The following is a 26,883-nucleotide window of genomic DNA, read 5'->3' as shown; positions in this document are numbered from 1 at the left end:
GCCGGGACTCCCCCATGTCCGATGGTTCCGGGGCTACTTCACCCCGACCGCCCGGATGATCTCCTGGTTGACCGAGCCGCCCCGGTCGTCGGACGCGCCCGCCCGGAAGGAGACGAACCGCGCGCCGTCCGGCACCCGCAGCTCACCCGTCCAGGACGCGTCGCCCCACGACTTCTTCAGCGTGACCTTCTGCCAGGTCGCACCGTCGTCGTACGAGACCTCCAGCGTGCCGCCGCCGATCCTGCCGGTGTCGGCCGCCCCCTTCACGTACTCGGCGAAGATCCCGACGGGCACCCGGCTTCCGCCGCGCACATCGCCCTTGAGGTCGGTGTCGACGTCGAAGCCGAGGTTGATCAGGGGGAGGTAGGTGAAGCGGTCGGAGGGGGTCTCCTTGGAGCGGAAGCTCCACTCGGCGTGGCCCTTGGTCGAAAGACGCCAGCGCGCCGGGTCCATCGTGGTGTCGGTGACGACCTTGTAGGTCGCCTCCTCCGCCGGGGAGTCCCAGGCGTAGGCACCGGAGCTCATCTTGCGGTCGACCCGGGTCCCGTTGACGTACACCTCGGTGAACTGGGTCATCGAGTCGTCACCCCACACATTGCCGAAGCCGGTGTGGTCGGGGCCGGAGTCGCCCCAGCCGGGGGTGTTGAACTTCAGGTCGTTGCCGGCCCGCTGCTGGCCCCAGCCGAGGCCGGTGCCGAGCCAGGGGTGCCAGACCGGCTCGAACCAGTCGAGCGTACGGGTGCTGCCGCCCCGGTAGGAGTTGACGCCTGCGCGCTGCTCCAGGGAGTCGGCGAGGTCGACCGACTCGTGCCAGCCCTGGCCGGTGCCGGTGGAGACGTACTCGGTGCGCTCGGCCGGGAAGGCGATGTACTCCTTGAAGCCGAAACCGATGGGGAAGGTGTCGGTGATCGAGTAGCGGAACTCCCCGCCCAGCTCCTTCTTGCCGGTGGGCATGTGGAACGCGGAGCGGATGGTGGCCAGTTCGTCCCGGCCGGGCCGGAAGACGAGGTCCTTGCCGATCGCGCCCGGGTGGCCCTCGGAGAGGTCGTAGGTGTACGGGGTGAAGCGGGTGCCGGTCAGGTCGATCCGCTTGCCGCGCTTCGCCGCGTCCGCGAGCCGTGCCGCGTCGGCGGCGTTGACGGTGGCGACGGCGAGCGGACGGTCCTCGTACGCGGCGGTGCCGAACCAGGACATCAGCCGGCCGGGCCGGTCGTCGGTGACGAACAGCGCCGTGGCGCCGGCGTCCTGGGCGTTCTGGGCCAGCTCCGTGTTCGGGACCGTGCCGGCCCGGACGAGGACGGCCTTGCCCTTGACGTTCCTGCCCGCGTACTCGGCGGCCGTGCCGGTGCCCGCGTCGACGACGTCGAGCCGGTGGCGGCCTTCCAGCACCGTGGTACCGGCCTGCGGGCGGGCGTCGGACAGCCGGTCGCCGTCGACGCTGCCCTCGACGACCGGCTTGCCCAGGCGCCACACGGTCCGGTACTCGAAGGTGCCGTTGGCCGGCTTGCGGGTGGGCGCGGCGAAGACCGAGTCGTACATCGGCGGCACCTGCACCGCGCCGCCGTAGGAGGCGCCGTGGGCGTCGCGGTCGAACTCCATGAGCAGCTGCCGGGTCTCCGTCCGCTGCTCGACCTCGGCCCGGATCTCCCTCAACTGCCGTCCGTCGAGGGTGATCTCGCGGTCCCGGTCGAGGACGATCTCCGGGTCGGTGAGGAAGCCGAGACCCAGGGAGTCCTTGCCCTTGGAGCCGCGCACGTCGAGGAAGGTGTCGACGGTGTACGTGTCGGGCTTCAGCCGCAGTTCCACGGTGCCCGAGTCGCCGACGGCCACCGGGAACGGGTCGTGATCTCCCTCGGCGAGCTGCTTGACGACCACGGTGGCGGGGGCGGGGGCGCCGTCGCGGTCCTTGACGTGGATCGTGAGGTTGTAGCGCTCCTCTTCCTTCACCAGGCCGAGCGCGGTGTGCGCGACCTGCGTGCCGGCGGTCGAGGCGACGATCCGGCCGGAGGCGTTGCCGACGGGGGCCTTGGTGCCGTCGCCGGTGACCGTGGTCTGCGCGGTGCCGTGGGCCGGGACCGTGAGGGTGGTGTCGGCGAGGGTCACGACGCCCGCGGGCATCCCCTCGACGGCGAGGTTCAACTCCACGGCGGAGTCGGAGTGGTTGGTGTAGGTGACGGTCTTCGTGACCGGCTTGTTCTCCTCGTACGGCCAGGCGAAGAAGCCGAGGTCGGCGGAGCCGGTGGCGGTGACGTTCGCGGCGATGGCGGCGGCCACGTCGACCCGGCCGGCGCCGAGCGCGTAGGCGGAGTCGCCGAGCGTCTTCGACGAGGACATCAGGGCGTTCTTGAGCTGCGCGCCGGTCCAGTCGGGGTGCTTCTCGGCGAGCAGCGCGGCGACGCCGGCGACGTGCGGGGTCGCCATCGACGTGCCGCTCATCGTCGTGTAGAGGCCGGTGCCGGAGGCCAGCTGGGAGCGGGCGGCGAGGATGTCCACGCCGGGCGCGGAGAGGTCGGGTTTGAGGGCCTGGTCGCCGAAGCGCGGTCCCTGGCTGGTGAAGTAGGCGGCCCGGTCGGCGGAGTCGACGGCGCCGATGGTGAGCGCGGAGTCGGCGGCGCCGGGCGAGCCGATGGAACCGGGGGCGCCGCTGTTTCCGGCGGCGATGACGAAGAGGGCGCCGGTCTCTGCGCTCAGGGTGTTGACGGCCTGGGCCATCGGGTCGGTGCCGTCGCTCGCCTCGCGCGAACCGAGGCTCATCGAGACGATCTTCGCGTCGATGTCCTTGGCGGCCCACTCCATGCCGGCGATGATCTGCGACTCGGTGCCGGAGCCCTCGTCGCTGAGGACCTTGCCGACGGCGAGGGTCGCGCCCGGCGCGACACCCTTCTCCTTGCCCTCCGAACCGGCGCCGCTGCCGCCGACGGTGGAGGCGACGTGGGTGCCGTGGCCGTCGCGGTCGGCGACCTCCTGGCCCTCGATGAAGGACTTGGACTCGGCGACCCGGCCGGCCAGGTCGGGGTGGCCGAGGTCGGCGCCGGTGTCGAGGACGGCGACCTTCACGCCCTTGCCGGTGAGCCCGGCCTCCCACGCCTTCGGGGTGCCTATCTGGGCGTTGGACTCGGCCATGGCGGCCTCGACCCTGCCGTCGAGCCAGACCTTGCCGCCCGCGGAGCGGGTGACGGGCGAGGTGAACGACCGCCAGAACGCGGCCGGGTCGGTCGCCTCCACCGCGGCGCCGCCGATGCTGGGCAGGGCGCGGACGGTCTCGGTGCCGCGCGGCGCGGCGGCGCGAGCACCGCGGCCGTGGGTGACGATGAGCGGCAGCTCGTCGGTGACGCCCTGCGCGATGAGGCCGCTGACGTCGAAGAGCCGGCGGTCGAGGACGCCCGAGGCGAGGTAGGGGCGGGCCTCGTCGGGGACGACGGTGATCCGGCCGTCGGAGATCTCGCTGCGCACGGCGCCGGTGGCGCCCTCGGCCCGGTCGACGGTGACGGTCTTCCGGCCGCCGCCCAGTTCGGTGACGGTCACCCGGTCGCCCGTGATGAGCGTGACGGTCGCGCTCGCGTCGGCCGCGCCCTTGAAGGTGTCGGGTACGGCGGGGGCGGTGGTTCCCCCGGCAGCGGCGGTCTGCCCTGCCGAGAGCAGCACCAGGGAGATGCCGGCGGCGAGCAGCCCGGCCCTTCCTCCTGCGGAAGGTCTGATCATCGACGCACTCCTCGGCACCCGGGGGAAGGGGTGGTTCCGGGCGCCGCGAGGAGTCTGTTCCGGACGGAGGCCGTTGAATACGGTACGGCCTGGCGGCTATGTGCCGTGGCGGCCAACCGCCAGCTCAGGCCGTGGGACGACGTGCGTCGTACCGGCGGAATTCCCTCCCGTACAGGGCGAGGAGACCGATGGCGAGCACACAGGCGATGCCGCCTCCGGTGACGGCGACGGCGGGCGACGTGAGGTCGGCGACCGAGCCGGCGAGGAAGTCTCCGAGCCGGGGTCCGCCCGCGACGACCACGATGAAGACGCCCTGGAGCCGGCCGCGCATCTCGTCGGGGGCGGCGACCTGCATCATCGTGTTGCGGAAGATCATGGAGACGGTGTCGGAGTAGCCGGCGAGGGCGAGCAGGAGCAGCCCGAGCCAGAGGTTGCGGGTGAGGCCGAAGACGGCGATCGCGGTGCCCCAGCAGGCGACGGCGAGCAGGATCGCCTGTCCGTGGTGGTGGATGCGCCCCTGCCAGCCGCTGAGGACTCCGCCGAGGAGCGCTCCGGCGGCCGGGGCGGCGGCGAGCAGACCGGTGGTGGTGGCGTCGCCGTCGTACCAGAGGACGGCGACGACGGGGAACAGGGCGCGGGGGTGGGCGAGGATCATCGCGCAGAAGTCGGAGAAGAACGTCATGCGCAGATTGGGCCGGGTGGCGAGGAAGCGCAGGCCGTCGAGGACGGAGGCGCGCTTCTTGCCGGTCCGCTCGGGAAGCATGGCGGGCAGCCGCCACATCGCGTACAAGGCTGCGGAGAAGGCGACGGCGTCGATGAGGTACGCGGTCTGGAAGCCGCCGGCGCCGACGAGGAGGCCGCCGAGGCTCGGGCCGACGAGCGTGCCGAACGTCATGGTCATCGAGTTGAGCGCGTTGGCGGCGCGCAGCTGCTCGGCAGGCAGCAGGCGCGGGATCATCGAGGTCCGGGCGGGCGAGTTGAGCGCGGCGCAGACGGACTGCAGGGCCACGATCGCGTACAGGAACCAGACCTGGTGGAAGCCGGCGAACGCGGCCGTGGCGAGGGCCGCGGACAGCACGGCGGAGCCGGTGGCGCTGGCGAGTCCGAGCCTGCGGCGGTCGACGGTGTCGGCGATGGCGCCGCCGTAGAGGCCGAAGACGATCAGCGGGACCAGGGAGAAGAGCCCGACGAGCCCGACGGAGAACGGCGAGCGGGTGATGTCGTACACCTGGAGCGAGACCGCGAGCGCGGTCATGCCCTGGCCGACCCAGGAGACGGTGTTGCCGAACCAGAGACGGCGGTAGTGCGCGGAGGTACGGAGCGGGGTGAGGTCGGCGAAGACGCGGCGGCGGTCGGCCTGTTCGGCCTTCTCGGTGGTGCTCACGCGACGTCGAACCGGAGCTCGGGCCTGGCCCAGTGGATCCGGCCCGCGGGCTCGACGGTGCCGGTGCGGCGGGCTCCGGTCCGCAGGTAGAACTCCTCGGCGGGCGGATGCGCCACGACCCGTACGGAGGTGAGCCCGGCGGCACGGGCCTGCGCGGTCATGTGCTCCATCAGGAGCCGCCCTATGCCCCGCCCCTGTGCCTCGTCGGCGACGAAGGCGAGGTCGAGCTCGGCCTCGTCGAGGAGGAGGGCGTAGAACCCGAGGACGCGGTCGTGCTCGTCGACGGCGACGAAGACGGGGTGGTGCTCGATGTAGCTCCCTCCGACGACATAGCCGTCGACCATCGAGGCGTAGTCGCCGCGATAGGCGGCGGACTTCCGGACGAGCCGGCTGAGCCGACGCGAGTCGTCGGCGGTGGCGCGGCGCAGCGTGAGGGAGGACATGGTCGGAGTATAGGGGTGAGTCCGGATACGGATCCTTACCATTTCCCGGCCCCTTCGCCGCCTCCGCCGCCACCCGCCGGCGCGGCGCCCTTATGTGACCTGCGCCCCCAGGGCCTTCATCTCCCGAACCGCCTCCTCCGCGCCGAGGACCGCCCCCCGGGCCCGGCCCGCCGTGTAGGCGGCCTCGCCCAGGAGGGCCCTGGCCGAGGACTCCGCCCGCTCCACGTCCCCCCGCTCCGCCGCCGGCAGGGGCGCGCCCGTGGACGCCCGCGAGGCCCCCGCCGCTCCCAGCAGCACCGCCGCCGCCTCGCCCCGCCCGGCCAGGGCCGCCGCTCCTGCCAGCCCCTCCAGCGCCAGCGCCACCGCGCGCGGGTCCCCGGTCGTCAAGGCCGTCTCGTACCCCTCCTCGTGCAGCGCGAGCGCAGCGCCCGCGTCGCCGCGCAGCTCCGCCACGAAGCCGAGCTCGGCGAGGATCAAGGCGTTCGCGCCGTCGAGCCCGACCAGCCTGTGCCAGTCGAGAACCTCGCGGAGGTGCCCCTCGGCCTCGTCGAGAAGGCCTTCCTTGCGGGCGCCGAGGGCCAGGCCGAGCACCGCGTTGATCTCGCCCGCCCGGAACCCGACCTCGATCGCCTTCTCCCGCCCCGCCCGGTGGTACGCCCGGGCCTGCGTCAGGTCGCCGGTCAGGAGCGCGGTCCGGCCGAGCCCCGACAGCAGGTCGGGCACCTCGGTGGTCAGGCCGAAGCTCTCGGCGGTCTCCAGACCGGCCCGCTTGAGCCGCGCGGCCCGCTCGTACGCGCCGCGCACCTCGGCGACCGTGGCGAGCGGATAGACGGACCAGAGCCCTCCGCACGCGTCGCCGAGCCGGGCGAACAGCTCGGCGGCCGAGGCCGCGTCCTCCTCCGCGCCGGCCAGGTCGCCCTTCAGGAGCCGCTGCACCGACCGGTCCGCCCGGGCGGCGGCCTCTCCCCACCGGTCGCCGTGGGTCCGGAAGCCCTCGAGCGCCTCGCCGGTGAGGGCCTCGCCCTCGCTCCGGCCGCCCGTTCCGCACAGCGCGTGGGAGAGGAACCAGCGCGCCCACGGGACGGACGTCCCCTCGGACGCCGCCGCGTCGCACGCCTCCAGCGCGGCGGTGATGCGCCGCCGCCGGTCCGTCCCGTCGCCGCTCATGACGGTGAGCCCGGTCCGCCAGACCTCGACGCGGGCGCGGAGCGCCGGGTCACCCCCGGCCGTCCCCAGGGCGGCCGTCGTCGAGCGGATCGCCTCGCCGAGCCGGCCGCGCAGGATCCAGTACCAGGCCAGCGCGTCCACGAGGCCGAGCGCCTCGTCCGCCGCGCCCTGGTCGACCGCCCGGTCGAGGGCCGCCCGCAGGTTCGCGCCCTCGGCGTCCAGGCGCGCCAGCCACCCGCGCTGTCCGGGTCCGCGCAGCTCCGGTTCGGCGGTGCGCGCGAGGCGCGTGTAGTACGTGAGGTGACGTCGGCGTACGGCCTCGGTCTCGCCGGCCTCCGCCGTCCGCTCCAGGCTGTACGCCGCCACGGATTCGAGCAGCCGGTAGCGCGGGCCTTCCCGGCCGTCGACGGCGACGACGAGCGAGCGGTCCACCAGCCGTACGAGCAGGTCGAGTACCTCCCCGGGCTCGGTCCCCTCGCCCCCGCAGACCTCCTCGGCCGCCTCCAGCGTGCAGCCCTCCGCGTGCACGGCGAGCCGGCGCAGGACCGTCCGCTCGGGGTCGGTCAGCAGCTCCCAGCTCCAGTCGATGACCGCCCGGAGCGTCTGCTGCCGGGCGGGGGCGCCCCGCTGCCCGGCGCTGAGCAGGCGGAACCGGTCGTCGAGCCGTTCGAGGAGCCGGTGGACGCCGAGCGCGCGGACGCGGGTCGCGGCCAGTTCGAGGGCGAGCGGGATGCCGTCGAGGCGGCGGCAGACGGCGTCCACCGCGGCCCGGCCCGCCTCGTCGAGGACGAGTCCGGGGGCGGCCGCGGTCGCCCGGGCGGCGAAGAGCTCGGCCGCGCTGTCGGGGGTCAGCGGCGGAACGGCCCGGAGGGTCTCCCCGGCGAGTGCCAGGGGCTCCTGGCTCGTCGTCAGCACGACGAGTCCGGGTGCGTTGCGCAGCAGCAGCTCCGTCAGCGCGGCGGCCTCGTCGATCACATGCTCGCAGTTGTCGAGGACGAGCAGGGTCCGCCGGCCGCGCAGAACCTCCGCGAGCCGCAGGGCGCCGTCCTTCGGGCCGTCGGGGAGGACGCCCCAGACGCCGTCGTCGCGGAGTTCGAGGGTGGCGGCCACGACCTCGACCAGATCACCGCGGGCTCCGGCGAGTTCGACGATCCAGGCACCGTCGGGGAAGTTCGGTCCCGCCTCCCTGGCGGCCTCCACGGCGAGCCGGGTCTTGCCGACGCCGCCGGGTCCGGTGAGGGTGACGAGCCGGCGCGTGGCGAGCAGACCGCACACCTCGGCGACGGCGTCCTCCCGCCCGACGAGCCCGGCGAGCGGCACGGGAACGTTTCCCCGGACCTCGCCGGCCCTCCGGCGGGGCGGCGGCGACGTCTCCGGCACGGGGGCCGGGGCCTCGGGCTCGGCCGTCACGGCCAGCGCCGGGTCCTGGCGGAGGATCGAGCGCTGCAGCGCGACGAGTCCGGGGCTCGGGTCCAGGCCCAGGTCGTCGGCGAGGCGGGTGCGCAGCTCCTCGTACCCCGCCAGCGCCTCGCTCTGGCGTCCCGAGAGGTACAGGGCGCGCATCTGCACGGCGCGCAGCCGTTCGCGCAGCGGATGCCGTTCGACGAGTTCGGCCAACTCCCCTGTGAGCAGTGCGTGTTCCCCGGCGGCGAGCCGGGCCTCGGCCGCCTCCTCCCGTACGACGAGCCGCTCCTCCTCCAGCCGGTTCGCGGCGGCGCGGGCGAAGGGTTCGTCCGCGACGTCGGCGAACGCGGGCCCGCGCCACAGTTCCAGGGCCTCGGCGAAGAGCGCGGCCCGCCGGGCCGGTTCGGGGACGGCACGGGCCTCGGCCGCGAGCCCGGTGAACCGGGAGGCGTCCAAGGCGCTGTCCGGGAGCACCAGTTGGTAGCCGGGCGCACGGGAGAGGACGAGGTCCCGGCCGCCCGGCTCGGCCTCCTCCAGGACGCGGCGGAGCTGGGAGACCTTGGCCTGGAGGGCGCGCACCGGGTTGCCGGGCGGCTCCTCGCCCCACAGGTCGTCGACGAGCCGGTGGGTGGCGACGGGCCGGCCCGGGTCGACGAGCAGGGAGGCGAGCAGGACGCGCACCTTGAGCTCCGGGACCCGGACGAGCCGGCCGTCCTCGGTCCGTACGGCCGTCTCCCCCAGCACCCCGAATCGCATGGAGCCACCGTAACTCCCCGTCTGAGCAGGGCCGTAACACCGTCCGAACCGGACCCGAACACGGCCCGGGCCGAACCCGAACAGCCGCCCCGCAGAGTCGTCCCCGTCAAGAGAACGGCACACCGGCGGACGGCCGGCACCGGCCGAACGCCCCGCATCCGAGGAGAACCCCATGTCCACCACCTCCCTCACCGGCAAGACCGCCCTCGTGACCGGCGGCAGCCGCGGGATCGGCCGCGCGATCGCCCTCCGGCTGGCCGCCGACGGCGCCCGGGTCGGCGTCCACTACGCGAGCAACGAGGCGGCCGCGAAGGAGACGGTCGCCGCGATCGAGGCGGCCGGCGGCTCGGCGTTCGCCATCCGGACCGAACTGGGCGTCCCCGGGGACGCCGAGGCCCTCTGGACCGCCTTCGACGCCCACGCCGACGGCGTCGACATCCTGGTCAACAACGCCGGGATCGCCGGGCCGGGCACGATCCACGAGGTCGGTGAGGCCGACTACGACCGGGTGTTCGCGGTCAACGCCAAGGCACCCTTCTTCATCGTCAAGCACGGTCTGGGCCGGCTGCGCGACGGCGGCCGGATCGTCAACATCTCCTCCGGTGTCACCAAGGTCGCCTTCCCCGGCATGACCTCGTACGCCGCCTCCAAGGGCGCGGTCGAGGTGCTGACGCTGACCCTCGCCCAGACGCTGGGATCGCGGGGCATCACCGTCAATGCGGTCTCCCCCGGAACGATCGAGACCGACATCCACCCGTGGATGGCCGACCCGGCCGCCAAGGCGCACGCCGCGGGGTTCTCCGTCTTCGGCCGGGTGGGGCAGCCGGGGGACGTGGCCGATGTCGTCGGCTTCCTCGCCTCCGACGACGCCCGCTGGGTGACCGGCCAGAACATCGACGCGAGCGGCGGCTCCGGCCTCGGTCTCTGATCCCCCGACTCCCCCGGAAGGAAGCCGTCATGACCCGCCACACCCTCCTCGTCCACGCCCACCCCCGCTCCGACTCGCTCACGGCCCAGGTCGCCGGCCTCCTCCACGGACGGCTGACCGGGGCGGGCGGGACCGTCGACGTCCTCGATCTGTACGCCGAGGGGTTCGACCCCGTCCTGCGACCGGCCGACGAACCGGACTGGGAGGACCGGGAGAAGACCTACACCCCTGAGGTCCACGCCCACATGGACCGCATCCTGGCCGCCGACGACATCGTGATCGTCTTCCCGGTCTGGTGGATGGCGCCGCCCGCCGTCCTGAAGGGCTGGATCGACCGGGTGTGGAACTACGGCTTCGCCTACGGCCGCAGCAGGCCGCGGCTGGCGGCGAAGCGGCTGGTCTGGATGGCCCTGCTGGGCAACCCGCCGGAGGAGATCGAGAAGCTCGGCCTCGACACGGTCCTGGACGCCCAACTGCGCGTCGCCGTCTCCGAGTACTGCGGGATCCGGGACGTGTCGGTGCGGAGCGTGTACGGCACCGAGCTGACCGGCGTACCGAAGGACCTGCGCCCGGAGCGGGTGCGGGAGCTGCTCGCCGAGGCGGGCACAGCCCTGGACGGAGCACTGTCGCGATGACCACCACCCGTACTCCCGGATCGCCCCGTACTCCCGGATCGCCCGGACCGGCGGCGGCGCCCGGATCGCCCGCGTCGCCCGCCGGGGCGGCGCCGGCGCGGGCCGGAGCCCGTCAGTGGCTCGGCCTCGCCGTTCTCCTCCTCCCCGTCACCCTGATGACGGCCGACCTCGGCGTGCTGTGGCTCGCCACCCCCTATCTGGCGGCCGATCTGCGGCCGAGCGGCGCCCAGTTGCTGTGGATCACCGACATCTACGGCTTCCTCACCGCCTCCACCCTGGTCATCATGGGCACGCTCGGGGACCGGCTCGGCCGGCGGCGGCTGCTGATGGCGGGCTCGGCGGGCTTCCTGCTGGCCTCGCTCCTCGCGGCGTACGCGCCGAACGCCGGGACGCTGATCGCGGCACGCGCCCTGCTCGGTGTGGCGGGCGCCGCCGTACTGCCCTCCACGCTCGCGCTGATCAGCCATATGTTCCACGACGCCCGGCAGCGGGCCACGGCGATCGCGATGTGGGTGACGGCGCTCTCGGTCGGCCTCGCGCTCGGGCCGGTCGTCGGCGGGGTGCTGCTGGCCTCCTGGTGGTGGGGGTCGGTGTTCCTGATCGGCCTGCCGGTCATGCTGATCGCCCTGGTCACGGCTCCGGTGCTGCTGCCGGAGTACCGCGATCCGCGTCCCGGCCGGCTGGACCTGGCGAGCGTCGCGCTCTTCCTGCCGGCGCTCCTGCCGCTGGTGTACGGCGTGAAGTCGCTGGCCGCCCACGGCCCGACGGCGGAGACGGGCGCGGCGTTCGCCGCCGGGCTGGTCTTCACGGTCCTCTTCGTACGGCGGCAGAACCGGCTGGCGACCCCGCTGCTCGACCTCCGGCTCTTCCGGAACCGGGCCTTCACGGGCGCGCTGCTCACTCTGCTGCTCGGGATGACCGCGCTCAACGGGGTGGAGTACCTGGTCCCGCAGTACCTCCAGGCGGTCGCCGGGCTGTCCCCGCTGGAGGCCGGTCTGTGGCTGCTGCCGGGCGCGGCCGGTCTGGTCGCCGGTTCGCAGCTGACCCCGCCGCTCGCCCGCCGCCTCCGTCCGGCGTACGTCCTGGCCGGCGGGTTGCTGGTCTCGCTGACCGGGTACGCGGTGCTGGCCCTGGCCTCCGGGGTGGTCGTGGCCTCCCTGGCCCTCACGGTGATCATGTTCGGGGCGGCCCCGATCAGTGTCCTCGGCACGGCCCTGGCGGTGGGCGCGGCCCCGCCGGAGAGGGCGGGCGCGGCGGCGGCGACCGGGCAGACGGCGTACGACCTGGGTCTGGCGCTCGGGATCGCGGTGACCGGCAGTGTGGCGGCGGTGGTCTACCGCGGCGGAGTTCCGGGCGACGCCCCGGCGGCGGCGCGCGAGTCGCTGGGCGGCGCGGCCGCGGTGGCCGACGCGGGGCTGCTCGCGACGGCCCGGGAGGCGTTCACCGCGGCTCTTCAGTCGGCGTCGGCGCTGAGCGCGGGGTTCGCGCTGCTGACGGCGGTGCTGGTGGTCGCGCTCCTGCGGAAGGTGCCCCGGATCACGTCGGAGGGTCAGGGGTGACCGCGCGGAGGGGGCCCCTGCGGGCAGGGGCCCTCTCGCAGTGCCCTACCCGCAGGGGCCGAGGTCGTCCGGGTCGACGCTGTCGAGCCGGACGGCCAGCTCGTCGAGCCGGGCCCGCATGGCGCGCATCTCCTCCAGCTCCATGCCGGTCGCGGCGGCGATCCGCCTGGGCACGGCACGGGCCTTCTCCCGCAGGGCGGTGCCGGCCTCGGTGGGGCGGGCGGTCACGGAGCGCTCGTCCTCCACGGAGCGGCGCCGCTCGACGTATCCGGCCGCTTCCAGGCGCTTGAGCAGGGGGGACAGCGTCCCGGAGTCGAGGCGCACGTGCTCGCCGATCCGCTTGACCGGCAGCTCGCCGTGCTCCCAGAGCACGAGCATGACCAGGTACTGGGGGTAGGTGAGCCCGAGGTCCTTGAGCGCGGCGCGGTAGACGCCGTTGAAGGCGCGGGTCGCGGCGTGCAGCGAGAAGCAGATCTGCTGGTCGAGGCGGAGGAAGTCCTCGTCCCGGTTCGTGTCGAGCGTCTCCATGGCTCCAGGGTACGGGACACCTCATGGCGAACGATTAAGTTGTGCACAACTGAATTGCACGCTACTGTCTCTCTCAGACCCCGACCGCACAGGGAAACGAGGACCCATGAACGCGATCTACACCGCCGTCGCCACCGCCAACGGCCGCGAGGGCCGCGCCGTCAGCTCCGACGGCCACATCGACCTCCCCCTCGCCCACCCGCAGGCCCTCGGCGGCAACGGCCAGGGCACCAACCCGGAGCAGCTCTTCGCCGCCGGTTACGCCGCCTGCTTCGCCAGCGCGATGGGCCTCGTGGCGCGCCAGGAGAAGATCGACATCGCGGACGCCTCGATCACGGCCGAGGTCTCCATCGGCAAGGACGAGACGGACGGCGGCTTCGGCCTCGCGGTCGTCATGCGCGCCGAGTTCCCCGACCACCTCCAGGGCGAGCCGGGCCGCGAGCTGCTGGAGAAGACCCACGCGTTCTGCCCGTACTCCAAGGCCACGCGCGGCAACATCCAGGTCGAGCTCGTCGTCGAGTAGTCCTGCCGCCGTCCCGGCGCCCGGGACGCCGCAGAGGGCCCGCACGTGTCGTCCGACACGTACGGGCCCTCTGTGCTGCCGTACGACCGCGCACGTCAGCCGAAGCGGCCCTCCACGTAGTCCGCCGTGCGCCGGTCGCGAGGGCTGCCGAACATCGCCTCCGTCGGACCGTGCTCGACGATCATGCCGGGGGTGGCCTGCTCGGCGAGGAAGAAGGCGCACTGGTCGGAGACGCGGGCCGCCTGCTGCATGTTGTGGGTCACGATCACGATGGTGACCTCGTCCGCGAGCTCCCGGATGGTCTCCTCGATGCGCCGCGTCGACGTGGGGTCGAGCGCCGAGCACGGCTCGTCCATCAGCAGGATGCGCGGCCGGACCGCCAGCGAGCGGGCGATGCACAGACGCTGCTGCTGCCCGCCGGAGAGCGCGCCGCCGGGCTGGCGCAGCCGGTCGCGGACCTCCTTCCAGAGACCCGCCTTCGTCAGGCACTCCTCCACCAGCGCGTCCCGGTCGCTCGCGGCCACGCGCGTCCCGGTGAGCTTCAGACCGGCCGTGACGTTGTCGTACACCGACATCGCGGGGAAGGGGTTCGGCTTCTGGAAGACCATGCCGATGCGGTGCCGGGCCTCGGTCAGCCGGCGCCCGCGCGCATAGATGTCGTCGCCGTCCAGGAGCACCTCACCGGCGAGTTCGGCGCCCGGGATCAGCTCGTGCATCCGGTTCAGGATGCGCAGGAACGTCGACTTGCCGCAGCCCGAGGGGCCGATCAGCGCGGTGACCATGCCGGCCGGCATGGTCAGCGAGACGCGGTTGAGGACCTTGCGGGTCCCGAACCAGGCGGAGATGGAACGTGCGTCCAGGTGGGAGGCCACGACTGTCCTTACAGGAGATTGGGGAGAAGGAGGGCCGCCTGGTCGCCGGCCGCGAGGGCCAGCGCGACCAGGACCGGGAAGCCGACGAGCCAGACGTGCGCCCGGGGCACCCGTGACCGGGCCCAGACGAGACCGGCGGCGGCGAGCAGCAGCGCCTGCGACCACAGGACGAGCGGGAGCCAGGTCGAGGGCTGACCGGCGAGCGGGAGCTCGTCGGCCGGGACCCGGCCGAAGCGGAAGGCGGGGACGGCACCCGGCTGCGGTTCGGAGGTCAGCTCCGCGTCGACCTGGAGGACCCCCGTCGGCCGGTACGGCGAGCCGGTCGCGGTCATCAGCGTGAGCCGCCCCGTGCCGGGCCGCAGCGCGGGCGGCTGCGGGTCACCCTCGCGCCGGACGCCGAGCACCCGGTAGGTGTGCTCGCCCTGACCGGTGGTGACCTGGAAGGTCTCACCTGCCCGCAGGTCCGCGAGGTGCCCGAAGGGACCCCCGTACCCTGCACGCCGGCCCATCAGGATGCTGTTGCCCGCCTGGCCCGGGAGCACGGTGTCGCGCCGGTGTCCGGGGCCCGACGTCAGCACCTCCGCGGTGGTGCCCTCCCGGACGACCTCCTTCAGACCGAGCTGAGGGATCGTCAGCAACGCCATGGGCGTGCCCGGTTCGGTGGTGGCACCGATCGGGGTGGTGCCGTTGGCCAGCGAGCCGCGGACCTCGGCGTAGCCGACGCGGCGGTCCCGCTCGTGGCGGACGTGGCCGAGCGGGCCGACCTCGGCGACGAAGCCCAGGAGCAGCGCGCCGAGGATGGCCAGGGCTCCGCCTACGGCCCACAGCGGGCTGGTGCGGGGTGCGGGCCCGGCCGGTGCCGGGGCCGGGGAGGCACTGGGCCTCCCCGGCCCGGCGGGGGCGGGACGCACGTCCACCGGGGTGGAGGTGGCTGTCATCGCGTGTGCTCCGTAGGTCAGTTGTTGCCGAAGGTGATCAGTCCGCGCCGGCGGGCCCAGCGGACGGCGAGGGCGCCGGCCGCGACCAGGGCGGCGCTGAGCAGCCCGACGAGGAGGGGGTCGGAGCCGGTGTCGGCGAGGCCGCCACCGCCGGTGCCACCGGTGCCGCCGCCCGAGCCGGAACCGGAGCCGCCGGCTGCGGACGAACCGCCCGTGGAGGCCGGGTCCGTGGTGGAGGGGGAGGCGTTCGGCGGGATGCTGGTGGAGACGCCGACGGTGTCACCGCCGGTGGCCGTCGTGCTCGGCGAAGGGGATACCGAGTCGGTCGGGGTGGGCGTCGCCGTGGTCGACGGGGTGCCGGAGGGGGTACCCGACGGCGTACCGGAGGGCGTGCCGGACGGGGTGCCGGTCGGGGTGCCCGTGGGGTTCGGGCCGCCCGGGTCCGTGTCCCGGTACACGGTGTCGGACGTGAACCAGATCGCCCCGGTGAACTCGCCGAAGGTCTCGGAGCCGAACGCCTTGCGGCACACGATCGTCAGGTCGTAGCGCCCCTCCAGGGTGCTGAACCCGGCCTCGTTGGCGTAGTCCCGCATGGTCATGGTCAGCGGCACGACGAACCCCGTGCCGTTCGGGTCCTGCGGGTAGGTGGTGAGCGGCGAGTTGCCGACCACGTTCTTGCCCTCTGCGGGGAAGCCCTTGCCGGTCACCTTCACGAGCACGTTGGTGGCGGGTGCCGGGCAGGCCGCCGAGGTGGTCAGGTCGATGCTGGTCTCGTCGGTGCCCTGGCCCGGGTTGACCTTCGCCGTACCCAGCGGGGCGGCCGAGGCCGTCGGCACCGTGACGACGCCGACGCCGGCGAGGACCACCGCGGCGGCCGCGGCCGCACCGGCCGCGGTCCGCCGGGAGAGGCGGGTGAACTGCACGATGAGCTCCTTGTCGGGGGAGTCCGGGGTCTCGGGGGACTCGGGGGTCCCGGAGGTGTTCCGCGGGGCCGGGCCCGAGGGCCGCCGGTCCGGCTGGCCCCGGTCCGTGCGGCGGCGGCGCCGTCGCCACAGGAAGCCCGCGACGCCGAGCAGCAGCAGGGCGAGCAGGGTCCAGGGCACGGCCCACAGCGACACCGAGTGGGTCAGCGAGGGCAGCTTGGGGTCGACGCCGTCCCGGGTCGCGACGGGCTGCACGGAGACGACGGCCGAGGAACGCACGAGGGGCAGAACGCCGTCGGCCTCGGCGGTGACGGTCAGGGCGTTCCCGGGGAGCAGCTCGCCGAGGTCGTGGGCGCCCTCGGCGGTGACCGAGGAGCCGAACATCCCGTTGACCCGCACGGCCTGGCGGGCGCCGAGCCGGACGTTGCCGGTGTTGCGCACGGTGTACGTGACGGTGGCCGAGCCGGACCCGAAGGGGTTGAGGGTGCCGTGGTACTCGGCGCGGACGTTCTCCACGGTGAGCTCGGGCTTGATCGCGCCCGCGACCCGCAGGTAGACGCGCGCGCCGACCCGCTGGTCGAGGCGGACCTGGTTGCCCTTCGCGTCCTTCCCGGTGCCGGAGAGCGAGGCGACGATGCCTCCGGTGTGGTCGCCGGGGGTCACCTTGGCGGGCACGGTGAGGGTGAAGGGGACGATGACGTTGCCCTTGGGCGGGACCGTCACCCTGTTCTTCGCCAGCTTGATCCAACTGCCCGTGTCGGTCGGCTTCTTGTCGGCGGCGAGCAGATCGAAGCCGCCGTCGACGGTGTTGACGGCGTCGCTCGCGTAGACGGCGAGGGTCAGCGGCTCGGAGCCGTAGTTCCACAGGGCGATCCGGTCGCGGACCGCGGCGCCGCCGGTGACCCCGTACGAGAAGTGGGGCCGCTGGTCGGGTTTCTTCGGCCCGGCGGGCTGGACGCCGAAGACGGCCTTCCTTTCCTTGGGGCCGTCGGCGGCGAGGGCCGGGGCACCCGGCAGCACGGCCAGGGCCACGAGCAGCGACAGGCCGGCGAGCCCGGCGCGTCGGATGAGGCGGGAAACGGTCATGACGGTTCTCCAGAGGTCAGGGGCGGGGCGGAACCGCCGTACGCGGCGCGGCTCCGCCCCGGAACTCACGCCTGGATCAGATGGCGGTGAGGGTGAGCGTGGCGGTGTACGTGCCGGCCGCCGTGGAGGTCGGCACGTTGAGGGCCAGGTCGGCGCCGATGTGGGCGGTGCCGAGCCCGGTGCCGTTGGCGAGGGTGCGCGCGGCCTTCAGGCCCGCGGTACCCGTGTCGCCGGGGGCCGCGCCGGACGCCGCCGGGACGGTGGAACCGGCCGTGACGGTCTGGGCGGGCGCCTTGTCGACGACCTTCGGGGACCAGCCGAGGTTCTGGCCGTTGATGGTGTGCGTGGCGCCGTCGGAGAAGTCGGCGACCTGGCCGCTGACGGTCCAGCCCGGGTTGCCGGCGCGGGTGTCGGTCAGGGTCACCGGGCTGAGGGCGCCGGCCGTGGTGAGCAGGTCGCCGTCGTTGTTCAGCACCGGCGAGGGGAGCGTGACCCGCGGGTTGTCGACGCTGATGACGAGCGCGCCGGCGTTGACCGTGGTGGTGATGGTCTCCGAGGCGGTCACTCCGGTGAACGCGCCGATCGTGTACGGGATCGCGGCGGAGTCCGAGCCGGTGTACCGGGCCGGGTCGGCCGGGACGAAGACGGCGGTGAAGGAGTGCGGACCGGCCGGCAGGCTGGAGGTGGTCAGGACGGCGGTGCCGTTGCCGACCGGGACGGTGCCGAGCGGCGTGGTGGCGCCGGCGACGGTGTCGGTGAACCTGATCGAGCCCGCAGCGCCGGCCGGGGAGACCGTGCCGGTGAGGGTGACGGGGCTGTACTGCGGGGTGCTCGCCGCCGGGGAGACCGCGAGGGCCGTGGTGGTCTGCGTCGCCGCGGCCGGCTTGACCTCGTAGGAGACGGCCGTCGAGGTGGAGCCGTTGTACGAGGCGTTGGACGGGGTGAACACGGCGGTGAGCGCGTGCGTGCCGGCCGTCAGGTTGCTCGTGGTCAGCGTCGCCGTGCCGCCGGTCACGGTGACCGGGGTGCCGAGGTCGGCGGAGCCGTCCTTGAACTGTACGGAGCCCGGAGCGCCGGACGGGGTGACCGTGGCGGTCAGTGTGACGGCGGTGCCGACCTGGGCCGGACCGGCCGGGGTGACCGCCAGCGAGGTGCTGGTGTCCGTCTTCACGGCCGGGTCGTTGGCCTGGTACGTCGTGTTGGACGTGAACCAGACGGCGCCCGTGAAGTCGCCGAGGCTCGTCCCGTTGAACGCGGTCCGGCAGATGACGGTGAAGTCGTACTTGCCCTGGAGGGTGGTGAAGCCCGCCTGGGACGCGTAGTCGCGCATGGTGGACGTCAGCGGGATGACCATGCCGCCGTTGCCCGCCGTGGGGTAGGTGGTGATGGGCGAGTTGCCGACCACGTTGAGGCCGCCGGCCGGGAAGCCGGAACCCTCCACCTTCACCAGCACGTTGGTGGCGTTCGCCGGGCAGGCGCCCGAGGTGGTGAAGGAGATGCCACTGGTGTCGGCACCGGTGGCCGGGGTGATGTCGAGGGTGCCGATCGGCGCGGCGTACGCGGCGCCGGCGGTGGCCAGGCCCGCCGCGAAGGCGGTGGTGACGGCCGCGACACCGAGGGCCAGGGCCCGGGAGACTCTGTTCTTCAGCACGTCAAGCTCCTGATCAGGGGGTCTGCTTGGTGGTGTCGCCGCAGTTCGGGTTGGTCGCGAAGCCGTAGGTGTTGATCACGGCGGTCTGCTTGCAGATGCCGGAGTTCGGGCCCACGAAGACGTCGCTCCACGGCGCCGTGCCGACCTTGCTGGTCGGGATGACGTTGTAGACGTCGCGCTTCACACCGAAGCCGCTGTTCAGGACCGTCGGCGAGAGGCCGTCGACCGTGCCGAGGATCGCGCGGCCGCGCAGGTCGGCGATGGTCTGCGAGGACTGCGACTGGTACTGCGCGATGGAGAACGGGACGATCGACTTGTCGTCGAGGACGCGGCCGTCGTGCTCCTGGACCGGGGCGGTGCCCTTCTTGTCCTTGATGCAGGGGTAGACGCCCGCGACCACGTCGGCCTCGGTGATGCCCATCTGCGACTGCCAGAAGGAGCGCGTGCCGGAACCGGCCTGCGGCAGGTAGACGGTCATGTCGTAGTTCGGTCCGGCGCCCACGTAGTTCGGGTCGCAGTGGTAGATGGCCTTCAGGTCGGCCAGCGTCAGCTTGCGCGGGATCGACGAGCCGGGCGTGATGGCGTAGGAGACGCCGTCGATCGCGAACGGCACGTAGGTGAGGCCGGGGTTGGCCGCGCCCAGGCTCAGGGAGGAGGAACGGGCGAAGTCCAGGCACCCGTTGCCGGCCTGGAGCGAGGTCAGCAGCGCGGAGCGGCCGGCGCCCGAGCCGTTGGGGCGGGGGATGGTGCAGTTGGGGTTCGTCGCCGGGTTCTTGGTGGTGATGTTCGCGGAACCCGTGGCGTCGTACGAGCCGATGACCTTCTGCCCGTTCACCACGACGGCGTCGGCGAGGCCGTTCATGACGTCCTGGGTGGTGTCGGAACCGACACCGGAGAGCTGGCGGTACTGCGGAGGGCCGGCCGGGTCGGCGGAGGCGAGGCCGCCACCGACGGTGACGACCGCGATCGCCGCCGCGGCGAAGGCGAGGCCGGTCTTCTTCTTGTTCACTGGGGGTTCTCCTCAGCTAGGCTGCGCTCCGGGTGGTGCCCGGGGCGCGTGTGCGGGTCTTCCGTTGGCGCGGACGAGTCAGACGTACTTGGGCATCACCTCCTTGTGCGGTGGCGTGCGGCCGCCACGAGACGCGGCAGGTACCTCGGCAGCAGCGGGCCGGCGAAGGCCGCGAGTGCGCCGACGATCAGACAGACCAGCAGCGCGTGCCGGACGAGGCCGACGGCCCAGCCGGGTGTCGGCGCGCCCAGTGCCGTGGTGGTGGGCGCGCCGGGTGAGGGCTTGCCGGCGGCGGGCGGCGCGGCCTGGCTCGGGCTCGTCGTGGGCTGCGTCCCGCCCGCGTCCGCCGCGCCTCCCGTGCCCGGGCCGCCCGCGGTGCCGGAGCCCGTACCGGATCCGCCCGGACCGCCGCCCGTCGGGGCGGAACCGGTGTCGCCGGACGTCCCTCCGCTGCCCGTCCCCGTGGACGGGGAGGGAGACGTCGACGGGGACCTGCCCGCCAGTGCCGTCACCTTCTGCGCGGCCTCACGGGTCTGCGCGCGCAGCGCCTGCGGCAGCGGCGCGTAGCCGTGCGGCAGGGTGCCGGAGGTGACGCCCGGGGTCTGTCCCGCGCCGGCCGCGTAGGTCAGCAGGGTGCCGTAGTCACGGCCCTCGGCGGCGGTGAGATCGGCCGGGACGGTGGCGGCGTAGGTGAGGACGGTGAGCGGATAGGCCGCCGGGTTCCTCGTGCCCGGGTCGGGCACGCTGACCCCGTTCGCGCCCGGCTTGCGGGCGTTCGCGGCGGCGGTGAGGGACGCCGTGTCGGGGGCGGTGAACCGGCCGGAGGCGTTGAGGAGTTCGGCGCGCATCAGTCCGTACCGCTCGGCGGTGGCGGTGTCGGTCACGGCGAGCACGGCCCGCTGGCCGGCGGGCTGCGGCGGGTCCTTCTTGTAGGCGGGCGGGGTGGCGGTGGCGTCCCAGGAGGTACGGGCCAGGGTGTCGCCGCGGCCGGCCGCGCGCGCGGCGGCGTGCATGTCGGTGGCGTACGGCTTCTTGTCCTGGATGCAGAGCGGGAAGTCGGGCCGGTCCTCGAAGGGCTGGCAGTACGGATCGCTCTTGGGGAAGGAGTCCACCGGCAGGGCGATGTTCTTGTAGTGCGGGTTCACGGTCATCCCCGCGTTCCCCGCGTTGCCGTGGGTGCCGGTGTCGTCGGGGGTCCCCTTCAGGAACTCGGCGGCGGCCGGGTCCTGCGCCACCCACTCCCACAGCTGCCGGGTGGTGTCGGCGAGCGGCTGCGGGACGAGGGCGTCGCCGAGCTTCCCGCCGAAGTCGAGGTCGGCGTAGGCGGGGTTGAGCCGGATGAACTCCGGATCGCGGCCGAGGTTCACGGGGTTCTTCGCGACGCTCTCGGCGAAGCGGGAGACGCCGTCGCGGTACGACTCCGTGAGGAGCTTGGCGACCAGCCGCGGGGTGAGCCGCAGGCTCGTCATCCGGGTGCCGTTGCGCTGCCTGACCTCGTCGGGGGCCGCGAACGAGGCCTGGCTCTCGATGAAGTAGCCGATGGTGATGCCGGAGAGCGCCACCGGGGCGTAGACGGGCGCGCGGTGGGGTTCGCGCGGGGTGGTGATCTGGGCGGGGCGGCCGACGAAGACCAGGCCGGGCTTGCCCGAGAGCAGTTTGACGCGCGCGGTCTCGTCGGGCACCTGGGCGTATCCGTAGATGGCCTTGGCGCCGGTCCGGCAGAGCGTGGGCTGCCAGCGGGTGACGATCTCGGCGGCCATCTCGCTGCCCAGGGTGCCGCGTTCCTCCGCGCCGATCGGGCAGTGGCTGCCGATGGGTTCGAAGCCGAGCGGGACGGTGATGCGGTGCTTCCAGTTGGCCGGGCTGAGGGGCGAGGACTGGAGCTGGCCGCTCGACTGGCCGGTGTACGGGGAGCCGTCGACCTCGGTGGTGCCGCGCGGCACGATCACCAGCCAGCAGCCGCGGCCGGTGACCGCGCCCTGCTTCTCGATCGCCGCGCCGCAGCCGAGGCCGGGGGCCTCGACGCCGGTCTGCGCCTCGAAGTAGACCTCGCCGGCGCCGCGTGCGTTGGTGCGGGCGTACGGGATCTCGTTGGTGCTGTTGACGTCGAAGAACTCGTTCCAGTTGCCGGGGCTGACGTCGTCGCCGGTGACCGAGCGGAACGGCGCGTACGAGATGCCGCTCGGGCTGGGCGGCGGCAGCGGCTGGTTCTCGGAGTCCTTCAGGTGGGCGCCGTAGTTGAGCTGGCGGCTGTTGGTGTACGCCCCGGCGGCCTGGTTGCCGGCGCCCGCGCCGAGGGCGGAGGAGCCGCCGAACTGGCACTGGTCGGTACCGGGACCGCGCTCGTCGCCCCAGCACTGCATGATCTGCAGGTAGTTGGCGGCGTACGCGGTGTCCGAGACGGTGGGCGCGCCCCCGGTCCAGGTGACCTTGACGACCTGGTTGACGAGGTTGCGGGTCTGGCTGACGGTGACCTTCAGGTCGGCGAAGGGGCCCGTGCCCGGGACGGTCGCCTGCGAGCCGTCGCCGGTCGCGGCGTACGCGGGCGCGGCGGCCGGGTCCAGGCCCGTGCCGACGGTGGCGACGACGGGGACCAGGGCGAGGCAGAGCGTGCCCACGAGGTGCCGCAGCCGGGAGCGGCCCGCGGTACGGGCGGTCGGGCGGGGACGCGTACGGGTCATCGGGACTCCTCCCCCGCGCGGCGGGCGGCCAGGCGCCGGTGCAGCAGCGGCGGGCCCACGGTGACGGCGAGGAAGAGCAGGGCGCCGAGGGTCATCAGGGCGGTCTGGAGCCCTCCGCCCACGCCGGCGGCGGTGGTCACCGGGACGCCGTACAGGTCGCCGCCGCCCCCGCCGGAGCCTCCGGCGTCGCCCGCGGCGATGGGCTGGCCGGTGTCCGGGTCGAGTGCGCCGCCCGTGGCGGCGCCCGAGCCGCCGGTCGCACCGGTGCCGCCCGTGGCCGTCGTACCGGTGGAGCCGCCGCCCGAGCCGCCCGTTGCGCCGCCGGTCGCGTCGCCCGTCCCCGTACCGCCCGAACCGCCCGTGCCGCCACCGTTCGCGCCGCCGCTGCCGCCGGAACCGCCGGAGGAACCGCCGGTCCTGGTGGGGGTCTTGTCGCCTCCGGTGCCGATGTCGCACTGGGTGGCGCCCTTGCGGTCGCAGGCGGGCGGCTGGGGTGCCGTCCTGGCGAGGGTGTTGGTGCCGTCGCTGGAGAACGTCGGGTTCTTGCACTTCTTGATGTCGACGCTCTCGGCGACCACCCCGGGGATGCGGCGGATCTGCGTCATGCCGGCCTGGACCAGGTTGATGGGCAGCGGCGAGTAGCCGAGCCGGTCCACCGACTGCTGTCCCTGGCAGAGGAAGTACGTGGCGAACGCGCCGAGCGACTTGCCCTTCTGGGGGTTGAAGTTCGACTCCAGCGCGGTCGGGACGATCATGTAGCTGTAGCTGGAGAGCGGGTAGGTGCGCGGGTCGGCGCTGTTGTAGACCTCGTCGAGGCGCTGCGTGAGGTCGGCGTTGATGCCCGCCTTGGTGAGCGAGACGGCCACGTTCTGGGCGGTGGGCTCGGTGTAGTAGCCCGCCTCGTTGAGGATCTTGGCCACCGGGAAGCCGGTGGTGGAGACGGCGTACGAGTACTCGACGTAGGTGATCGTGCCCTGGTTGCCGTCCTGGGCGACGTAGCCGGAGACGCCGTTGGAGCCGGACTGGCCGACGAAGCCCTTGCCGCCGATGACGGGGAAGTTGGAGGTGGGCCCGCAGGGTGTGCGACGGCCCGCCTTGCCGCAGTACGCGTCCCACAGGCCGCCGTGCTTCTTGCTGAGCCAGGTGGTGAGCTGGGCCGTCGTGCCCGAGCCGTCGGAGCGGACCACAGGAACGATCCTGCGGGCCGGGAGGCTGGCCGCGAGCCCCGGGTTGTCGGCCTTGAGGGCCGGGTCGTTCCACATCGTGATGACGCCGGTGAAGATCTTGGCGACGTTCTCGCCGGAGAGCCGCAGATTGGTCACCCGGCGGTTGCCGATCCGCAGGTTGTACATGAAGGCCGTGCCGCCCGCGACGATCGGCATGTAGCTGAACTTCCGCGAGGGCGGCGGGTCGGCGACGCCCGAGTCGTTGATGCCGTACGGGATCTCCGAGACGGCGAAGTCGACGGTGCCGTTGCGGAACTGGTTGCGTCCGTCGGAGGAGCCGGTGCCGTTGTAGTTGACCGTCATGCCGTACTGCTTGACGTTGGCCCGCCACTGGTCGAGGGCGTTCTGGCTCCAGGTGGAGCCCGCGCCGGAGACCGGTACGTAGCTCTCGGCGGCGGCGGGCGGCGCGACGGGCACCACGAGCGCCAGGGCGGTGACGAGCACGGCCAGGGTGCGCCGCAGCACGCGCATGGGGAGTGCTGCCGGTGGGCGTCCGGACATCGAGGGTCTCCTGATCGGTGGCGGGTGGAGCGCGGTCGAGCGGGCGAGCGGGCGAGCGGGCGAGCGGGCGAGCGGGCGAGCGGTCGTACGGTCGTACGAGGCGTGTCGTACGGGAGCGTGTGGGGCTACGGGCCGTCAGCCGGCCGGCGGTGTCGGTCCTTCGGGACCGGGCCGGCCCGGGCGCGGGCCTCCCGTGTCGCCCTCGGCGCCCAGCGGCCATGCCGGCGTCGCCGTCCGCGCGCCGCCCATCCGCTCCAGGTCGCGCAGCGACGCCGCCGCCCGGCGGCGCTGCTGGCCGCGGCTGAGCTGGCCGGGGCCGCGCCCGCCGATGAGCCGGGCCAGCAGGAAGAGCAGCAGGACCAGCGCCATGAGCAGCGCGGCACAGCCGAACCCGCGGACGATCATGGTCTTCTCGGGCGAGGCGACCAGGGTGAAGGTGGCCAGCGGCAGCGAGGTCTGCGGCCCGTCGAACGGGTTGAGGTTGAGACCGGTCGCGGCGCCCGAGGTCAGCAGGACCGGGGAGGTCTCGCCGATGCCGCGCGCCGTCCCGAGGATCACCGCGGTGGTCAGCCCCGAGCGGGCGGTGGGCAGCACGACCGTCCACACCGTGCGCCACTGTCCGGCGCCCAGCGCGTACGAGGCCTCCCGGAGCGAACCGGGCACCAGTCTGATGACCACGTCCGCGGCCCGGATGATGATCGGCAGCATCATCACGGAGAGCGCGAGGGCGGCCGCGAAGCCGGACTTGTCCAGGCCCAGGGCGAGGATCGCGGTGGCGTAGACGAAGAGGCCGGCCACGATGGACGGCAGCGCGGTCATCGCCTCCACGATGGTCCGTACGAACCGGGCGTACCGGCCCGGCACCTCGTTGAGGAAGACCGCGCAGGCGAGACCCAGCGGCACCGTGATGAGCAGCGAGATGCCGATCTGCTGGAGGGTGCCGACGATGGCGTGCAGCATGCCCCCGTCGGTGATCGGCTGGAGGGGTCCGGTGCCGGACATGTCCTCGGTGAAGAAGTTCAGGTGCGGCAGCGCCTCGTGACCGCGCCACAGGGCGTAGCCCACGATGAACAGCAGCGCCGCGAGGAGCAGCCCCGCCAGGGCGTGGACCAGGGTCTGGGCGAGCCGGGCGCGGACCGTGGCGCCGGTCTCGTCGAGGGAGACCAGGACGGCGTACAGCGCCGTGAAGGCGAGGTAGGCGACGACGGTGAAGCCGAGCGGGGCGTTCCACGGCAGCACGCGCCCGAAGAGGACGGCGGTCATGGCCACGGCCGCGGCGCCCGAGCCGACGAGGGCGAAGACGTCGCGGGCGTGCAGCGTGGAGGTCGCCCGCCGGGCCTCGGCGGGCGCGCCGGGGCCGTCGGGGACGACGTCGGGCGTGACCGTCGGGCCCGTGACCGCCGGGGACTCGAGGGTGTCCGCGGTGCCTGCCGCGGTGGTGTCTGCGGTGCCCGTGGTCATGCCTCGGCTCCCGTTCCGGACCGGCTCCGCGCGACGACGGAGGAGGCGATGAAGTTGACGACGAGGGTCATCAGGAAGAGCGAGAGGCCGGCCGCCATCAGCGCGGACATGCCGAGCGGGCTGGCTGCTCCGTAGCGCAGGGCGATCAGCGCGGAGACGGAGTTGGCGCCGTTCTCCAGGACGTGCGGCTGGAAGAAGAAGACCGGCGAGATGATCATGACGACGGCGATGGTCTCGCCGAGCGCCCGGCCGAGCCCGAGCATCGTCCCTCCGATGATGCCGCCCTTGCCGAAGGGCAGGACGACGGTACGGATGACCCCCCACTGGCTCGCCCCGAGCGCGAAGGCGCCCTCCCGCTCCCCGGGCGGGGCCTGGGCGAACGCCTCGCGCATCACCGAGCAGGCGATCGGGGTGACCATCAGCGCCACGACGATCCCGGCGATGAAGGTGGAGGAGGTGTAGACGGTCGCGGGCGCGAGCGGGTCGCGCGGATCGGCGCCGTCCACCGTGAAGACCGGGATCCAGCCGAAGTACGTGGAGATCCAGCGGGCCAGGCCGGTGATGTGGGGCTGGAGGAAGAAGAAGCCCCACAGGCCGTAGACCACGCTGGGCACGGCGGCCATCAGGTCGACGAGGCTCACCAGCGTCCGGCGCAGCCTGCGGGGCGCGTACTCGGTGATGTAGAGCGCGGTGCCGAGGGCGAGCGGGACGGCGAAGGTGATCGCGGTGGCGCCGATGAGCAGGGTGCCGGGAAGCACGGCGGCGATGCCGAAGTTCTGGGAGTCGGGCTCCCAGGCGGGGGTGGTGACGAACGACCAGCCCGCCTCGCCGAGCGCATCGGCCGCCCGGACCGCGAGGAAGACGCCGACCAGGGTCATGGTGATCAGGACGATGCCGCCGGCGCCGCGGGCACCGCCGCGGAAGAGCCGGTCGGCCGGGTCACCCGCCCTGGACCTGGGGCGCGGCACGTCGACGACGTCGGTGTCGGCGGTGGTGACGGTGCTCACGAGGCGTTCCCCTGCACGGCGTCGGGCAGCCGCAGACCACGCAGGCGCCGGGTGTACGTCACGCTCGTGGCCGGCTCGCCCTCGGCCGCGGCCGCGAGGAAGAGCTGAAGGCTGTGACGGCACTCGCGCTGGCGCCGGAAGGAGCGTGCGGCGACCGCGACGCGGTGCTCGTCGAGGGCGAGTTGCCAGGTCCATGCCCCGGTGGTGGCGGCCATGCTGAAGAGGGGGACCGCGCGGTCGAGCCCTTCGCGCAGCCGCACGACGGCCGCGCAGCAGGAGGAGTGGCCGCCGTGGACATCCGGGCCGCGGCCGAGTTCGTGGTTGTTGGCGCCGACGAGCCGCCAGGTCACGGCTTCCGCGCCGAGCGCGCCCGGCGTCCACTCGTGCGCCTGGCGTCTTTCGACGTCCACCCATGAGACAAACAGAAACCGTGGCCGAGACACGGATCGCCCCCTCCGCCCGGACCTCACGCGTGGCCGACAATCGACCCCGCCGCCGT

General features: G+C 73.5%; 19 protein-coding genes. 4 read left to right on the top strand and 15 right to left on the bottom strand.

The window, feature by feature from the left end; genetic code table 11:
* Positions 1–33: 33 nt before the first annotated feature.
* The 4 genes from ACFVGW_RS17270 to ACFVGW_RS17255 form a co-directional block, all read right to left on the bottom strand.
* Positions 34–3,702 carry a S8 family serine peptidase gene (locus ACFVGW_RS17270; protein WP_385852561.1) on the bottom strand — a complete coding sequence of 1,223 codons (3,669 nt, stop codon included), beginning with the start codon at positions 3,700–3,702 and terminating at the stop codon, positions 34–36.
* A gap of 124 nt (positions 3,703–3,826) precedes the next feature.
* Complete coding sequence (locus ACFVGW_RS17265; RefSeq protein ID WP_385852560.1) at positions 3,827–5,086, bottom strand: MFS transporter; 1,260 nt, start codon at positions 5,084–5,086, stop codon at positions 3,827–3,829.
* Entirely contained in the window at positions 5,083–5,529 is a 447-nt protein-coding gene (locus tag ACFVGW_RS17260) for a GNAT family N-acetyltransferase (RefSeq protein WP_385852559.1), read from the bottom strand. Before ACFVGW_RS17260 ends, ACFVGW_RS17265 begins: the two co-directional genes overlap by 4 nt.
* A 90-nt stretch (positions 5,530–5,619) precedes the next feature.
* On the bottom strand, positions 5,620–8,856 hold the full coding sequence (locus ACFVGW_RS17255) for a BTAD domain-containing putative transcriptional regulator (RefSeq protein ID WP_385852558.1): 3,237 nt from the start codon (positions 8,854–8,856) through the stop codon (positions 5,620–5,622).
* Between the two features lie 172 nt (positions 8,857–9,028).
* On the opposite strand from ACFVGW_RS17255, the gene ACFVGW_RS17250 reads away from it, so the two are divergent.
* From ACFVGW_RS17250 to ACFVGW_RS17240, 3 genes are all read left to right on the top strand, one after another.
* Positions 9,029–9,784 carry an SDR family oxidoreductase gene (locus ACFVGW_RS17250; RefSeq protein WP_385852557.1) on the top strand — a complete coding sequence of 252 codons (756 nt, stop codon included), beginning with the start codon at positions 9,029–9,031 and terminating at the stop codon, positions 9,782–9,784.
* Positions 9,785–9,813: 29 nt separating this feature from the next.
* Positions 9,814–10,419 (top strand): NAD(P)H oxidoreductase, encoded by a 606-nt coding sequence (locus ACFVGW_RS17245; RefSeq protein ID WP_385852556.1) that lies wholly within the window; start codon positions 9,814–9,816, stop codon positions 10,417–10,419.
* A 155-nt stretch (positions 10,420–10,574) separates the two neighbouring features.
* The gene (locus ACFVGW_RS17240) at positions 10,575–11,978 is read left to right on the top strand and encodes an MFS transporter (RefSeq protein WP_385852693.1); all 1,404 of its coding nucleotides are present in this window, start codon (positions 10,575–10,577) and stop codon (positions 11,976–11,978) included.
* A 45-nt stretch (positions 11,979–12,023) separates the two neighbouring features.
* Here the strand turns inward: ACFVGW_RS17240 and ACFVGW_RS17235 are convergent, their stop codons facing one another.
* The gene (locus ACFVGW_RS17235; protein WP_385852555.1) at positions 12,024–12,506 is read right to left on the bottom strand and encodes a MarR family winged helix-turn-helix transcriptional regulator; all 483 of its coding nucleotides are present in this window, start codon (positions 12,504–12,506) and stop codon (positions 12,024–12,026) included.
* Positions 12,507–12,612: 106 nt separating this feature from the next.
* On the opposite strand from ACFVGW_RS17235, the gene ACFVGW_RS17230 reads away from it, so the two are divergent.
* The gene (locus tag ACFVGW_RS17230; protein ID WP_352190772.1) at positions 12,613–13,029 is read left to right on the top strand and encodes an organic hydroperoxide resistance protein; all 417 of its coding nucleotides are present in this window, start codon (positions 12,613–12,615) and stop codon (positions 13,027–13,029) included.
* A 95-nt stretch (positions 13,030–13,124) separates the two neighbouring features.
* On the opposite strand, the gene ACFVGW_RS17225 is transcribed toward ACFVGW_RS17230, so the two are convergent.
* The 10 genes from ACFVGW_RS17225 to ACFVGW_RS17180 all read right to left on the bottom strand — a co-directional run bounded on the left by ACFVGW_RS17225 (position 13,125) and on the right by ACFVGW_RS17180 (position 26,794).
* Positions 13,125–13,901 (bottom strand): phosphate ABC transporter ATP-binding protein, encoded by a 777-nt coding sequence (locus ACFVGW_RS17225; protein WP_383228674.1) that lies wholly within the window; start codon positions 13,899–13,901, stop codon positions 13,125–13,127.
* A gap of 8 nt (positions 13,902–13,909) precedes the next feature.
* On the bottom strand, positions 13,910–14,839 hold the full coding sequence (locus tag ACFVGW_RS17220) for a sortase (protein WP_385852554.1): 930 nt from the start codon (positions 14,837–14,839) through the stop codon (positions 13,910–13,912).
* A gap of 17 nt (positions 14,840–14,856) precedes the next feature.
* Entirely contained in the window at positions 14,857–16,848 is a 1,992-nt protein-coding gene (locus ACFVGW_RS17215; RefSeq protein ID WP_385852553.1) for a WxL protein peptidoglycan domain-containing protein, read from the bottom strand.
* A gap of 76 nt (positions 16,849–16,924) precedes the next feature.
* Positions 16,925–18,499, bottom strand: a complete 1,575-nt coding sequence (locus ACFVGW_RS17210) for an Ig-like domain repeat protein (protein ID WP_385852552.1) — start codon at positions 18,497–18,499, stop codon at positions 16,925–16,927.
* 13 nt (positions 18,500–18,512) lie between these two features.
* Entirely contained in the window at positions 18,513–19,508 is a 996-nt protein-coding gene (locus tag ACFVGW_RS17205) for a substrate-binding domain-containing protein (RefSeq protein ID WP_385852551.1), read from the bottom strand.
* Positions 19,509–19,603: 95 nt separating this feature from the next.
* Positions 19,604–22,189, bottom strand: a complete 2,586-nt coding sequence (locus tag ACFVGW_RS17200) for a hypothetical protein (RefSeq protein ID WP_385852550.1) — start codon at positions 22,187–22,189, stop codon at positions 19,604–19,606.
* Entirely contained in the window at positions 22,186–23,916 is a 1,731-nt protein-coding gene (gene pstS, locus ACFVGW_RS17195; protein WP_385852549.1) for a phosphate ABC transporter substrate-binding protein PstS, read from the bottom strand. The genes ACFVGW_RS17200 and pstS overlap by 4 nt, the downstream gene beginning before the upstream one ends.
* Before the next feature lie 135 nt (positions 23,917–24,051).
* Positions 24,052–25,377, bottom strand: a complete 1,326-nt coding sequence (gene pstA / locus ACFVGW_RS17190) for a phosphate ABC transporter permease PstA (protein WP_385852548.1) — start codon at positions 25,375–25,377, stop codon at positions 24,052–24,054.
* A complete protein-coding gene (gene pstC / locus ACFVGW_RS17185) occupies positions 25,374–26,384 on the bottom strand; it encodes a phosphate ABC transporter permease subunit PstC (RefSeq protein WP_385852547.1) in 1,011 nt (336 codons plus the stop codon). Before pstC ends, pstA begins: the two co-directional genes overlap by 4 nt.
* Positions 26,381–26,794 (bottom strand): hypothetical protein, encoded by a 414-nt coding sequence (locus ACFVGW_RS17180; RefSeq protein WP_385852546.1) that lies wholly within the window; start codon positions 26,792–26,794, stop codon positions 26,381–26,383. The genes pstC and ACFVGW_RS17180 overlap by 4 nt, the downstream gene beginning before the upstream one ends.
* Positions 26,795–26,883: the final 89 nt, after the last annotated feature.

The sequence above is a fragment of the Streptomyces sp. NPDC127129 genome (assembly GCF_042671585.1).
GTDB lineage: Bacteria > Actinomycetota > Actinomycetes > Streptomycetales > Streptomycetaceae > Streptomyces.
The sequence above is the reverse complement of the archived record's forward strand: the minus strand, read 5'-3'. Positions and strand labels throughout refer to the sequence as shown.